Source organism: Nonomuraea sp. LP-02 (genome assembly GCF_036289125.1).
Lineage (GTDB): Bacteria > Actinomycetota > Actinomycetes > Streptosporangiales > Streptosporangiaceae > Nonomuraea > Nonomuraea bangladeshensis.
On sequence record NZ_JAXCLK010000001.1, the window covers coordinates 9,003,741 to 9,017,026 of the forward strand.

Annotated in this window: 8 protein-coding genes; 7 read left to right on the forward strand and 1 reads right to left on the reverse strand. The window is 71.3% G+C overall.

The features are described 5' to 3' along the window. Positions 1–16 precede the first annotated feature (16 nt). From cobA to ettA, 6 genes are all read left to right on the forward strand, one after another. On the forward strand, positions 17–1,249 hold the full coding sequence (gene cobA / locus SMD20_RS41920; RefSeq protein WP_329591889.1) for a uroporphyrinogen-III C-methyltransferase: 1,233 nt from the start codon (positions 17–19) through the stop codon (positions 1,247–1,249). Beyond that, positions 1,246–4,287: a dynamin family protein gene (locus SMD20_RS41925; RefSeq protein WP_329591891.1), complete on the forward strand. Its 3,042-nt coding sequence runs from the start codon at positions 1,246–1,248 to the stop codon at positions 4,285–4,287. The genes cobA and SMD20_RS41925 overlap by 4 nt, the downstream gene beginning before the upstream one ends. After that, positions 4,284–5,909: a GTP-binding protein gene (locus tag SMD20_RS41930; protein WP_329591893.1), complete on the forward strand. Its 1,626-nt coding sequence runs from the start codon at positions 4,284–4,286 to the stop codon at positions 5,907–5,909. Before SMD20_RS41925 ends, SMD20_RS41930 begins: the two co-directional genes overlap by 4 nt. A 176-nt stretch (positions 5,910–6,085) precedes the next feature. Then, positions 6,086–6,643: a single-stranded DNA-binding protein gene (locus tag SMD20_RS41935; protein ID WP_329591895.1), complete on the forward strand. Its 558-nt coding sequence runs from the start codon at positions 6,086–6,088 to the stop codon at positions 6,641–6,643. 994 nt (positions 6,644–7,637) lie between these two features. Then, positions 7,638–9,230: a GGDEF domain-containing protein gene (locus SMD20_RS41940; RefSeq protein ID WP_329591897.1), complete on the forward strand. Its 1,593-nt coding sequence runs from the start codon at positions 7,638–7,640 to the stop codon at positions 9,228–9,230. Positions 9,231–9,519: 289 nt separating this feature from the next. Further along, positions 9,520–11,184, forward strand: coding sequence for an energy-dependent translational throttle protein EttA (gene ettA, locus SMD20_RS41945; protein ID WP_329591899.1), 1,665 nt, complete (start codon positions 9,520–9,522; stop codon positions 11,182–11,184). 87 nt (positions 11,185–11,271) lie between these two features. On the opposite strand, the gene SMD20_RS41950 is transcribed toward ettA, so the two are convergent. Continuing rightward, on the reverse strand, positions 11,272–12,585 hold the full coding sequence (locus SMD20_RS41950) for an MFS transporter (protein ID WP_329591901.1): 1,314 nt from the start codon (positions 12,583–12,585) through the stop codon (positions 11,272–11,274). A gap of 163 nt (positions 12,586–12,748) precedes the next feature. Here SMD20_RS41950 and SMD20_RS41955 point away from each other — a divergent pair, with 163 nt between their 5' ends. Then, positions 12,749–13,261: a VOC family protein gene (locus SMD20_RS41955; RefSeq protein WP_329591903.1), complete on the forward strand. Its 513-nt coding sequence runs from the start codon at positions 12,749–12,751 to the stop codon at positions 13,259–13,261. Positions 13,262–13,286 lie beyond the last annotated feature (25 nt).

Consider the following 13,286-nt stretch of genomic DNA (forward strand, 5'->3'; position numbering starts at 1 on the left):
ACGGGAGATTTCCCTCATGGGCCCCTACCTCCTCGGCCTGCGGCTTTCCGGCCGCCGGGTGCTCGTCGTGGGCGGCGGCCGCGTCGCCCAGCGGCGGGTGCCCGCGCTCCTGGAGGCCGGTGCGGAGGTCACGGTCGTCTCGCCGAGCGTGACCCCGGCACTCGACGACCTCATCGCCGCCGGACGGATCACCTGGCACGCCCGGCCCTACGAGGTCGGCGACTGCGACGGCGCCTGGCTCGTCCAGGCGTGCACCGACGACAGGTCCGTCAACACCGCGGTCGCCGCCGAGGCGGAGGCCAAGCGCGTGTGGTGCGTGCGGGCCGACGACAAGGACGCCGCCGCCGCCTGGACCCCCGCCAGCGGGCGCGTCGGCGAGATCAGCGTGGCCGTCACCGCGGGCGGCGACCCCAGGCGGGCCGCCGGCATCCGCGACGCCGTGGTCGAAGCCCTGCGCGACGGCACCGTCGACGCCCGCCGCAACCGCACCAAACCCGTCGGCGTCGCCCTCGTCGGCGGCGGTCCCGGTGATCCCGGGCTCATCACCGTACGCGGGCGGCAGCTCCTCGCGCAGGCCGACGTGGTCGTCGCCGACCGCCTCGCGCCGCGCGCCCTGCTCGACGAGCTCGCCCCCGACGTTGAGCTGATCGACGCCGCCAAGGTCCCCTATGGCCGCTCGCTGTCCCAGGAGACGATCAACGACATCCTCGTGGACCGCGCCAGACAGGGGAAGTTCGTGGTGCGGCTCAAGGGCGGCGACCCGTTCGTCTTCGGGCGCGGCGGCGAGGAGATGATCGCCTGCGCGGAGGCCGGCATCCCGGTGCTCGTCGTCCCCGGCATCACCAGCGCCGTCGCCGTCCCCGCGGCGGCCGGCGTACCGGTGACGCACCGGGGGGTCAGCCAGGAGTTCCACGTCATCTCGGTGCACGTGGCGCCCGACGACGAGCGCTCCACCGTCGACTGGCCCGGCCTGGCCCGTTCCCAGGGCACGCTGGTGCTCATGATGGCCGTCGAGCGGCTGGCGAAGGTGGCCGAGACGCTCCTTCGAGACGGACGTTCGCCGGATACTCCCGTAATGGTGGTGCAGGACGGTACCCTTCCGACGCAGCGGGCGGTCGTCGCTTCGCTTTCCACCGTGGCCGACCGCGTGTCGGCGGCTGGGATACGACCGCCGGCGATCGTCGTCGTCGGGGACGTCGTCAGGGTCGGCCAGGAGGTCGAGATGGTTCGAGCGGAGCGCCTGCCGTGAACACGGCCATGGATGACGGGCGGCCGGAGTCGCTGGGGGAGCAGACGTTGTCGTTCCCCTCGATCAGCGACGACGACACCTTCGACGCCTTCGCCCCCTCCGGGGACGCCAAGAAGAACCCCCAGGACACCCCCCGCGAGCCGCACCCGCCCCACGACGCCGCCCAGGAGCCCCGCGAACGGCGGCTCGGCGAGGCCGAACACGTCCGCGAACTGCGCCGCGCCGGCGAACCACCTCAGGCCCGCGACCCGCTGCCGGCTCGGGAGCCGCAGCAGGGCCGTGATCCACGGCCGGGCAGGGAGCCGCAGCCGGGCCGCGAGCCGCGGGCGGCCCGCGAGCCGCAGCAGGCGCACGAGCCACTTCCCAGGCGTCGCCCCACGTCCCCCAATCGCCCTGCCTTCCCCGGCCACCCTGCCACGGGCGCCCCTGAGGGCCACGGCGAGCCGGGCGAGGTCAACCTGTTCGGCGCCCCCGCCAAGCCCGCCGACCGCATCGACTTCTTCACCCCCCGCAAGCCCGCCGCCGGCACCTCCCCCGCCCCAGAGGACACCCCCTCAGCGGACCGTCCCGCCCCCGGCACCCAGGACCCCGCCCGGCCTGCTCCCGGCGCGCAGAGCCCTGTCCGGTCCGCCCCCGGCAGACCCACTCGCCCCGCCGACGGCACCGACGCCACCTCGGGCCGGCCCACTGCTGCGCCCTCCGGCCAGCCCTCCCTCTTCACCAGGCCCGCCGCCCTGAACGTCCCACCCACCGGCGAGCCCCCCACCGCAACCTCCTCACCCGCCGACGACCAGCCCGCCCCCGAGCACCCGAATGCCGCCGATCAGCCAACCGACGCTGACCAGCCCAGCGAGGTTGACCAGCCGAGCGACGTTGGCCAGGGGGGCGACGCCGAGCCCTCCGCCGACGAGACGCCCGCCGTCGAAGCGCTTTCGCCCGCCACCGACCCCTCCGCGGACCACAGCGCAAGCTCTCCAGAGGACCCGAGCCCCTCACAGGACTCGGCCCCCTCCCCAGACCTCGCTCCACCCACGGAGCCCGACCTCTCCACCGAGGCCGCCCTCTCCGGGGACGCTGACGTCTCCGCCGACCTGGACCTATCGGCAGAACCGGACGACTCCTCGCCGGACCTCGCCCCGTCCACGGAGTCCCGCACCGCCGACGAGCCGGACGACGACGAAGAGCCCACCCCCATCGCCTCCACAGAAGCCGCACCCGAGGACGACGCCTCGGCGGAGAACACCCTCCGCCAGGCCGAGGCCAACACCCTCGACGAAGGCGAGGACGACGGCGAAGACGCGGAAGAGGCCGAGGAAAAGGACGCCGCCGCCAACGAGCAGCCGCCCGCCGACGGCACCCGTACCGAAGCCCTCCCACCGGAGACCGTGAAAGCGCTCACCACCGCGCTCGACCAGCTCCGCGAGAGCATCACCGACCTCCGCCTGGGCCTTGACCTCCCCGGCGTCAAGGAGGCCAGGCAGGCCCGCACCGACCTCCTGGCCCAGCTCGACAACTACGTCCTGCCCAGGGTGCGGACCAGCACGGCCCCCGCCCTGATCGTGGTGGCCGGCTCCACTGGCGCGGGCAAGTCCACGCTGGTCAACAGCCTCGCCGAGCGCAACGTCTCCCGCACCGGCATCCGCCGCCCGACCACCGGCACCCCCGTCCTGGTGTGCCATCCGGACGACCGCCAGTGGTTCGCCGAGGGCGAGCTGCTCGGCACCGTACAGCGTCTCGACCAGCCCGAGCCCACTGCCAACCGGGGCGGCGGCGCGGGCACGGGCACCAACGACGGCCTGGTCCTGGTCGCGACCGAGAAGCTTCCGCAGGGCGTGGCGCTGCTGGACACCCCCGACATCGACTCGGTCGTCGAGGAGCACCACGAGATCGCGCACCGCATGCTCGACGCCGCCGACCTGTGGATCTTCGTGACCACGGCGGCCCGCTACGCCGACGCCCCCGCCTGGAGCCTGCTCAAGCTGGCCAAGGAGCGCGGCGCCCGGCTGGCCATCGTGCTGTCGCGGGTGCAGCCGAAGGCGGTGGACGTCGTGCTGAAGCACTTCGTCCGGATGCTCACCGAATACGGTCTGGGCGACATCGACCGGTTCGTCATCCACGAGTCGGAGGTCACCGACGGCAGGCTGCCCGACAGCGAGGTCACCGACCTGCGCCTGTGGCTGGCCGAGCTGTCGGTCGACGAGGAACGGCGCGCCCAGGCCGTCCGCGAGACGCTGAACGGCGTGCTCGACAGCTTCCGCACCCGCGTACCCGCGCTGGCCAAGCACCTGGAGGCGCAGGTCGCGTTCCGCGCGGAGCTGCGCAAGGACGTGGAGGCCGCGTTCTTCGGCGCGCTGAGCGATATCGACAAGGCGGCGAGGAGCGGTTCGCTGCTGCACGGCGAGGTGCTGGCCCGCTGGCAGGACTTCGCCGGCTCGGGCGACCTCATGCGCTCGCTGCAGCTCCGCCGGCGCGGCCGGGCGGCCAGGCAGGCGCCGGAGCGGGTGACCGCGTTCAGGGCGGCGATCCGCACCGGCCTGGAGTCGGTGATCGTCGCCGCCGCCAACCGCGCCACCGCCGAGGTCGTCGCACGCTGGCGGCACCGCGCCGAGCTGGGCGGCAAGCTCGGCGAAGGGCTCGACGTCCCCTCCGACACGCTCGTACGCAACACCGGGCGGGCCATCGCGTCCTGGCAGGATCACCTGGGCGAGCTCGTACGGACCGAAGGCGTGGCCAAGCGTTCGGTGTCGAAGATCGTGTCGTTCGATCCCGACGCGCTGGCCCTGATCTTCACGGTCGCCATGTTCAGCGGCGCGAACGGCGAGGGCGTGCCGCACCGCCTGGTCAACGCCCTGCTCGGCGCCGAGTCGTTGCGCGGCATCGGCGCGAAGGCGCTGAGCGACCTGCGGGCCAGGATCGGTATGTTGTTCGACGAGGAAGCCATGCGTTACGTGCAAGCGCTCGACTCCGCGGGCGTGCCCGACGAGTCCGCCGCGACCCGCCTCTACCAGGCGACGTACAACCTTGAGGTCGCTCGATGACCACCACGACCACCCCCAGGCCGGGGCTCGCCGCGCGGCTGACCGCGCTCACCAAGGTGGTCGAGGTGGGCGCGGGCCGGCTCGACAAGAAGCTGCTCGACGAGGCCACGGCGCTGCTGCAACGGGCCGGCGAACGCCTCAAGCTCTCCTCCGAGCACACCGTCGTCGCGCTCGCGGGCGGCACGGGCAGCGGCAAGTCGTCGTTGTTCAACGCCATCTCGGGGCTGGAGCTGTCGCCGACGGGCGTACGCCGGCCGACGACCGGCCGCACGCACGCCTGCGTGTGGGGGCTGGAGGGTTCGGCGCCGCTGCTCGACTGGCTGCAGATCCAGTGGCGGCACCGCTTCTCCCGGGCCAGCGCGCTCGACAAGGGCGACACCCAGCTCAACGGGCTCGTCCTGCTCGACCTGCCCGACCACGACTCGATCAGGGCGCTCACCGACACCGAGGCCGACCGGCTCATCGGCCTGGCCGACCTGGTCGTGTGGGTGCTCGACCCGCAGAAGTACGCCGACGCCTCCACGCACCGGCGCTACGTCACCGAACTGGCGGGGCACGACGCGGTCACCGTGTTCGCGCTCAACCAGGCCGACAAGCTCGACACCGAGGAGCTTGCCGAGCTGCTGATCGACCTCAACGACCTGCTGCGCCGCGAGGGCGTCGAGCACCCGAGCGTGGTGCCGACCTCGGCGGTCACCGGGCGGGGCATCGAGAGCCTGAAGAGCGTCATCGCCACCGCCGTCTCCCGCCGCCGGGCCGCGATCCAGAAGCTGGAGGCCGACCTGCAGCGGCTGGAGCAGCGCATCGCCGAGGCCATGCCGCTCGGGGAGGCGCTGTCCGCGCCCGCCTCCGTGGACGAGGCCCGCCGCATGGGCCTGACGGACGCGCTGTGCGACGCGGTCGGCGTCCCGGCGGTGGGCGAGGCCATGGAGAACGTCTACGCCGAGCGTTCCAGCAAGTGGGTGGGGTGGCCGTACCCGCGCTGGGTCGACAGGTTCCGCGCCGACCCGCTGAAGAGCCTGCGGCTGGAGGACGTCAGCGAGGAGATCCGCGGGATCACGACCGGCTCGGTGAGCGCCCAGTCGGCCGAGGTCGCCAACGCGGTGCACGCCCTGGCCGACGGTCTGTCCATGAACATGCACCCCGTGTGGCGCACGGCCGTTCAGCAGGCGGCGAAGTCGCGTTCCAAGCAGTTGCCCAAGGCGCTGACCGAGGACCTGACGGAGGTGGCGCCCCGCCTCGACCACGTGCCCGGCTGGTGGTGGGCGCTCAAGGTCTGGCAGTACGTGCTGGTGGCGGCGTTCCTGGCGGGCGTGGTCTGGCTGGCGGCCGGGCTGCTCATGCCGGGCTCGCTGCCGCCGTCGCTGGAGCTGCTGGGCGACAGCGCGACGCTGCCGTGGGTGGGCCTCATGATGGCCTCGGTGCTGGGGCTGGGCGCTTTGTCCGGCATCGCGGCCCGCAACTTCGTGGAGCTGGGGGCCTCGCGGGAGCGCGAACGCCTCGAACGCGAGATGCGCCGCCGGGTCGCCGCCGTGTCGGCCACGATGGTCGTCGAGCCCGTCGAACGCGAGCTGGCCCGCCACCACACGTTCTACACGGCTCTGCGCGACCTGTCCGCCTGACCTCGCGCCTTCCTCCCGGCCACGGGTGGGGGCGTGAGCGGGGGGCGTGCGCCCTTCGCCCGAACGCCTCCATCCACAGAATCCCGTTCGCCCGCCCGCGGCCGTGGCCCTCTGCGGCACCTTGTCACCAGGACGCGGGCACCCCGCCCGCCGCCCGCAGCAGGGGAAGGCACAGGATGAACGACATCTACATCACGCTCACCGGCAACGTCGCAGCAGAGCCCAGGCAATACACCTTCGAGGACGGTCTCAGGGTCACCTCGCTGAGGGTCCTCACCTCACATCGCTACTTCGACAAGAAGACCGGCCAGTGGACGGACGGCGACCGTGTCTGCTTCACGGTCCGCTGCTGGCGCGCCCTCGGCGACAACGTCGCCACGTCCGTACGGGCCGGGCAGCCCGTCGTGGTGTCCGGCAGGCTGCGCATCCGTGAGTTCGGCCCGGAGGGCGACCGCCGTTTCATGCCCGAGATCGAGGCCAGCGCCGTGGGCCATGACCTGCGCTGGGGCACCGGCGCCTTCACCAAGCCCGAGCGGGGCGGCGGCACGACCTCGATGAGCAAGGAGATGCGCGACCGCCTCGACGAGGAAACCCAGGACTGGGCCATGGCCACCCGCCCCGGCCGCGCCTCCTCGCCCACCGTACGCATCCTCGGCGCCCCCGACCAGGAGCAGCCCGACCCGTTGGACGACGACACCGAGACACACCTACCGGAGGAACGAGCGGCAGCCTAGCCGTGAGCCGCTGTGCCGCACGGGCCTGACGTACGGGTAGGCCGGCAACCCCGCCGGCCCAACCCAGGCCGCGCACCCTAGTCCGCGCACCCCGCCAGCCCACCCCAGCCCAGGCAACCCTTCCAGCCCAGCCAGCCAAACCAACCCGGCCGGCCCAGCCAAACCAACCCGGCCGGCCCAGCCAAACCAACCCGGCCGGCCCAGCCAAACCAACCCGGCCGGGCCAACCCAGCCCCACGCAGCCCAATCGGCCCAACCCGAACGGCTCCACCTGGCGCCTGGCCTGCGCGAACGGGCCCGTCCCATCCAGCTCGTCCCACCCCGGCCCGCCCAACCCGGCTCGTAGGACGGGTCGACGGGGCGGGGCGGGGTGGTCGTAGTGCGCTGTTATCTGCCGAGCTGTTCGCGCACCGGGGCGCGGCGGGCCCGTCGCGGGACCTCGTAGGCGTGGGCCACTCCTCGCGAGAGCGGCGGGACGGCGGATATGCGACCGCCCTAACCCGCGACCAGGCAAGCAACCGGTCGTCCTGCCAGGCAGCAACCGGCTGCCCTGCACACCAGCAACCGGCCGCTCAGGCAGCCACTGGCCGCTCAGCAGCAACCTGTCGTCGAGGTAGCAACCAGCCTTTCTCCTGACCAGTAGCAACTGGCCTTCCTGGCAGGGACCGCCGTCGAAGGAGCGGGGGAGATGGGCGGGGAAAGCTGGGGGAGGGGGGCACCAGCCAGGCCCGTTACTTCACCCCGAGGGCGGCCGATGGCATGAACACCAGCATTAGAACGAGAGAGAGCATCTATCAGGTCCAGATGACGCCCCGCACCATGGCTGCTCCTTTCCGGCGCGGCCCGCTCGCGGAGTGAGCAGGCACGGTCCATGCCAACGTATAGGTTCCCATCGCACAACGCACACTCCGCAATTATTGTGTTACACATCGTTAGTTAGGGAGGAGACGAGATGGCGGCGACCAGTCACGCCTCTATCCAGCCTCGCGACGGTGTGTCAACACTGGTCGGCCGCTGGCCGTTGCTCGGGCAACGCCGCGCGCTCGTGATCTACCTGGTCGCGATGGTCGCCCTCGACCTCGTCGCGATCATGGTGTTCGCGGTAACACTGGAGTTCCGGTGGCCGGACGCGTACACCTTCGCCGCCCTCATGGGCTGTGGCGCGGTCTGCATCGAGGCGACCCGGCGGCTCGGAGTGCCGGCCGGCGTCTCGCGCGACCTGCTGTCGGCCTGGTGGTTGCCGGTGGCGCTGCTCCTGCCGCCGCTCTACGCGTTGTTCGCGCCGATCGTCCTGCAGGCGCTCCTGCAGGTACGGGTCCGGGCGACCGTCCTCTATCGGCGGGTCACCAGTGCGGCCGCCATCGGCCTGGCGGGATGCACGGCTTCGGTGCTGTTCCACCGTTTCGTCGCGGAGCCGGGGCTGCTGTCGCAGGGCAGCGGGCCGCCGATCATCTTCGCGGTCCTGGCCGCCGTCCTCTTCGCGCTGCTCAACATCGCCCTCATCGCCATCGCGGCCCTGACCGCCGACCCGGACATGGGCTGGCGCGAGGTGCTCTGGGACAAAGAGAGCCTCCTGCTCGACATCGTCGAGCTGTGTCTGGGCATCTCCGTCGCGATCGTCTGCGGGCTCAACCTGGCGCTGCTCCTGCTCGCCCTGCCGCCTGTCGTCCTGCTGCAACGCAGCCTGCTGCACGCCCAGCTCCAGGCGGCGGCCCGTACGGATGCCAAGACCGGGCTGCTCAACGCCGCCGCCTGGCATCGCGAGGCCGACATGGAGATCGTCCGCGCGCGGCGCACCGGCGCGAGTCTGGCCCTTCTGATCCTCGACATCGACCACTTCAAACGCGTCAACGACGCCCACGGTCACCTGGCCGGCGACCAGGTGCTCGTCGGGGTGGCGTCCACGCTGCGCGGCCAGCTCCGCGAGTACGACGTGGTGGGCCGCTTCGGCGGCGAGGAGTTCGTGGTGCTGCTGCCTGGCGCCGACTCCCACGAGGCCCGTCGCGTCGCCGAGCGCCTCCGCACCCGCATCCGCCACCTGGCCGTCCCCGCCGATGACACCCTGATCAGGGTCACCGTCTCGACCGGCGTGGCTCTGATGAATGTCCACGGCGACGATCTCATCGAGCTGCTGGCCGCCGCCGACCTGGCCCTCTACCGCGCCAAGGAGCTGGGCCGCGACCGCGTCTGCGTGTCCGTCATCCAACCCCAGCCCGGCTCCCCGCCCGCCGCTGAGCCCCAACCCGAGCCCCACCCCCTCCCCGAGCCCTCTCCTCCGCACCCCGAGATCCCACCTCAGTCCCAGCCTCAGTCCCAGCCTCAGTCCCAGCCTCAGTCCCAGCCTCAGTCCCAGCCTCAGTCCCAGCCTCAGTCCCAGTCCCAGTCCCAGCCTCCGTCTCCGCCGTCGTCTCCATCTCCTTCCCAGGCTCTGTCTCGGTGGCAGTCCCAGCCCCAGCACAAAGCCGCCCCGGGCCCCGACCTCGCCTCCGGCCCCGACCTTGCCTCCGGCCCCAGCGTCGCCTCCGGCCCCAGTCTCGGCCCCGACCCTCAGCTCGGTCCCGGGTCCCATCCTCAGCCCGGGTCCTAGCCCGGGACCCAGCCCGGTCTCAGTCTCAGCCGGGGCCCCGGTCTGGGTGTCAGTCCCACTCCGGGGCCCCATCCTCGGTCGCAGTCCGGTTCTCACCCTCAGCCTGGGGCCTATCCCGGGTCTCGGCCCGGGTCTGAGAGTCGCCGTTGGAGGAGGAGGCTCGAATCAACCGAGTGAGCCCTCCTGCCTTCGAAGACCTCCGTGCCCAGAAGGCGGTCGGGTACGTACCGGCGGGTGCGGTGGGGAGGAGCGGCGGAAGCCTGGGTCAGGAGCCCCTAAGCTAGGGGGCATGCCGGAGTACATCTACACGCTGCAGCGCGTGCGTAAGGCGCACGGCGACAAGGTGGTCCTTGACGACGTCACGCTGTCGTTCCTGCCCGGAGCCAAGATCGGTGTTCTGGGGCCGAACGGCACCGGGAAGTCCACGCTGCTCCGGATGATGGCCGGCCTGGAGCAGCCGTCCAACGGTGACGCGCGGCTCATGCCGGGCTTCACGGTGGGCATGCTTCAGCAGGAGCCCCCGCTCAACGAGGAGAAGACGGTCCTCGGCAACGTGCAGGAGGGTGTCGCCGAGACGATGGCGATGCTCCAGCGCTTCAACGAGATCGCCGAGCAGATGGCCACCGACTACAGCGACGAGCTGATGGACGAGATGGGCAAGCTGCAGGACCAGTTGGAGCACCGCAACGCCTGGGATCTCGACAGCCAGCTCGAACAGGCGATGGACGCCCTGCGCTGCCCGCCGCCCGACGCCGACGTGACCACGCTGTCCGGTGGTGAGCGCCGCCGGGTCGCGCTGTGCAAGCTGCTGCTGGAGGCCCCCGACCTGCTGCTGCTCGACGAGCCCACCAACCACCTCGACGCCGAGAGCGTGCAGTGGCTGGAGCAGCACCTGGAGAAGTACGCCGGCACCGTGCTGGCCGTCACCCACGACCGCTACTTCCTGGACAACGTGGCGAACTGGATCCTGGAGCTCGACCGCGGCCGCGCCTACGCCTACGAGGGCAACTACTCGACCTACCTGGAGGCGAAGGCGCAGCGGCTCAAGGTCGAGGGGCAGAAGGACGTCAAGCGCAAGAAGCGCCTGGAGGACGAGCTGGAGTGGGTCCGCTCCAACCCGAAGGCCCGCCAGACCAAGAGCAAGGCCCGTCTCCAGCGGTACGAGGAGATGGCGGCCGAGGCTGACAAATACCGCAAGCTGGACTTCGACGAGATCCAGATCCCGCCGGGCCCGCGTCTCGGCACCACGGTCATCAGGGCCGAGGAGCTCACCAAGGGCTTCGACGACCGGCTGCTGATGGAGGGCCTGACGTTCGACCTGCCGCGCAACGGCATCGTCGGCATCATCGGCCCCAACGGCGTCGGCAAGACCACGCTGTTCCGGATGATCACCGGCGGTGAGACTCCCGACAAGGGGTCGATCACGATCGGCGACACGGTCAAGATCTCCTACGCGGACCAGAGCCGCGGCGGCATCGACCCGAACAAGAACGTCTGGGAGGTCGTCTCCGACGGGCTCGACCACATCAAGGTCGGCAACGTCGAGATGCCGTCGCGGGCCTACATCGCGGCGTTCGGGTTCAAGGGCCCCGACCAGCAGAAGAAGGCCGGGGTGCTGTCGGGCGGCGAGCGCAACCGGCTCAACCTGGCGCTCACCCTCAAGCAGGGCGGCAACGTGCTGCTGCTGGACGAGCCGACCAACGACCTCGACACCGAGACCCTGTCGTCGCTGGAGAACGCGCTGCTCGACTTCCCGGGCTGCGCGGTCATCACCTCGCACGACCGGTGGTTCCTCGACCGCATCGCCACGCACATCCTGGCGTGGGAGGAAGGCTCGAACTGGTTCTGGTTCGAGGGCAACTACGCCGACTACGAGAAGAACAAGGTCGAGCGCCTGGGCGCGGACGCGGCGCGTCCGCACCGGGTGACGTACCGCAAGCTGCACCGCGACTGAAAGCGGGTCGTAACGTGAAGCGGCAGGCCGCCGGTCCCCCCTCGGGATCGGCGGCCTGCCGTTTCGTCGTTCCGGAAAGGCGGCAGGTCAGCCTTCCGCCTTCACCGCCACGTTGACGGGGGTCCGGTCGGTACGCCGCCAGGGGCCGTTGAACATCAGGATCGCGGGGATGAACAGGACGAGGCAGCCGAGCGCCACGTACAGCCAGGTCTGCCAGCCGGTGGCCTCGACCACGCGCGGGATGACGAGCAGCCCGACCACCGCGATGCCCTTGGACAGGAAGCCGAACAGGCCCCACGCGGTGCCCTGCAGGCGCGGGTCGGCGTCCTCGGCGTCCTCGGAGTAGTTCGCCATCCAGGGCGCGTACGCGACGCCGAGCGAGCCGCCGAGCAGCGCGCCGACGACCATGAGCGTCCCGGAGGAGACCTCGGGCCGGCCGAGGAGCACGGCGAGGAAGGTGGTGACGAGCACGGCGGCGATCGTCCCGCCGAGGGTGAACGGCTTGCGGAGCTGGAACCGGTCGGACAGGCGGCCGGTGACGATGAGCGTGATGAGGTTGAGGCTCCAGAACGCCGCCATGATCGTGGACGCCTCCGCGCTGCTCACGCCGAGGGCGCCGACCAGCATGGTCTGCCCGAACAGCGACAGCGTGATGTAGAGGACCAGCCACAGCGAGATGCCGACGACGTGCGCCCAGATGTTGGGCCGGGCGAACAGCGCCGAGATCCGGGCCGGCCGGGTCACGTCGACGGCCTCGGTGGCGGCGCGCTCGGTGTGCTGGATCCTGGCCCGCAGCTCGGGGGAGAGGTCGGCGATGTTGAGCGCGATGACGACCGAGATGACCAGCGAGAAGCAGCCCATGATGACGAACTGCGAGCGCCAGGAGTCGTTGAAGATCGGCAGGGTCCAGCCGGCGACGGCGGCGGCCAGGAAGTTCGCGCCGACCGGCCCCCACGTCCAGAACCCGAACGCCTGCGCCCGCCCGAGCCGCGGGGAGAAGTCGCGGATCAGCGGAGCCGTGCTGGCCATCGCCACGCCGTCCACGAACGCCAGCACGATCCTGGCGATCAGCAGGTCGCGTGGGCTGTGCACGAGTGTCATGGCGAAGCAGCACACGGCGGTCAGCGCCATGAGCGGGATGAGCAGCCGCACCCGCCCCACCCGGTCGGTGAGCCGGCCGCCGAGGATGGACGCGATCGCGCCGGCCACGGCCGCCGCGCCGGACACGGCGCCGTACGTGGCCAGCGTCATGTCCAGGTCTTTCAGCAGCAGCGGGACGACGGGCGCGATCTGCCCTTCATAGGAGCCGATGAGGATGGCCAGGACGGCCATGGTGAGGATCTTCATGCGCCGAGCACCGGTCGGGTACTCGTCGAGCTCGCGGACGTAGGACAGCCTCATGGACGGCCTTTCTGATCGGGCTGGACCCCCGCCTAGTTCTAGAAGCTAGCTCTAGAATCGGTTTCTGTGATGCTGCTCCTCACAGTGGGCCTCCGTCAAGGGTGAGTCACGGTCCGCGCGCTAGAATGAAATTCTAGGATTCGACGGAGTAAGGAGTCTCGCCTTGGACCTGGAACTGGACGGCCTTGAGGTGATCTTCGACCACACCGCCGTGGCCGCGCCGCGCATCAGGGACCTGCTGCCGATCTACAGTGACCTGCTCGGCGGCCGGCATCTGGGCGGCGGGGGCGACAACCGGGTCAGCGGCTACCGCACCCTCCAGCTCACGTACGCGAACGGCGGCAAGGTCGAGCTGATGGAGCCGCTGGCAGGCTCGTCCTTCTTCGACAGCTTCTTCGAGCTCACCCGGGGCCGGGGCGGCGTCCACCACCTGAACTTCCACGTCAACGACCTGGAGGCGGCCGTCGCCCGGCTCACCGCCCGCGGCTTCCGCCTGCACGGGCTCAACCGGGCCGACGCGCGCTGGCAGGAGGTGTTCCTGCACCCCAAGGAGGCGCACGGGGTGCTGATCCAGCTCGCCCAGCCGGGCTTCCGCGACGCGAACGAGCCGCGGCCGAGCCTGGAGGAGGTGCTCGCCGGGCGCGGACGCAACGGCAACGGCATCCCCAGCCCCTGATTCCGCCTCCCGGCCGGTGATCGTC

Excerpts from the sequence above, each read along its gene's own strand:
- cobA (WP_329591889.1), top strand. The coding sequence starts at position 17 with ATGGGCCCCTACCTCCTCGGCCTGCGGCTTTCCGGCCGCCGGGTGCTC.
- SMD20_RS41930 (WP_329591893.1), top strand. The coding sequence starts at position 4,284 with ATGACCACCACGACCACCCCCAGGCCGGGGCTCGCCGCGCGGCTGACC.
- SMD20_RS41935 (WP_329591895.1), top strand. The coding sequence starts at position 6,086 with ATGAACGACATCTACATCACGCTCACCGGCAACGTCGCAGCAGAGCCC.
- ettA (WP_329591899.1), top strand. The coding sequence starts at position 9,520 with ATGCCGGAGTACATCTACACGCTGCAGCGCGTGCGTAAGGCGCACGGC.
- SMD20_RS41950 (WP_329591901.1), bottom strand. The coding sequence starts at position 12,585 with ATGAGGCTGTCCTACGTCCGCGAGCTCGACGAGTACCCGACCGGTGCT.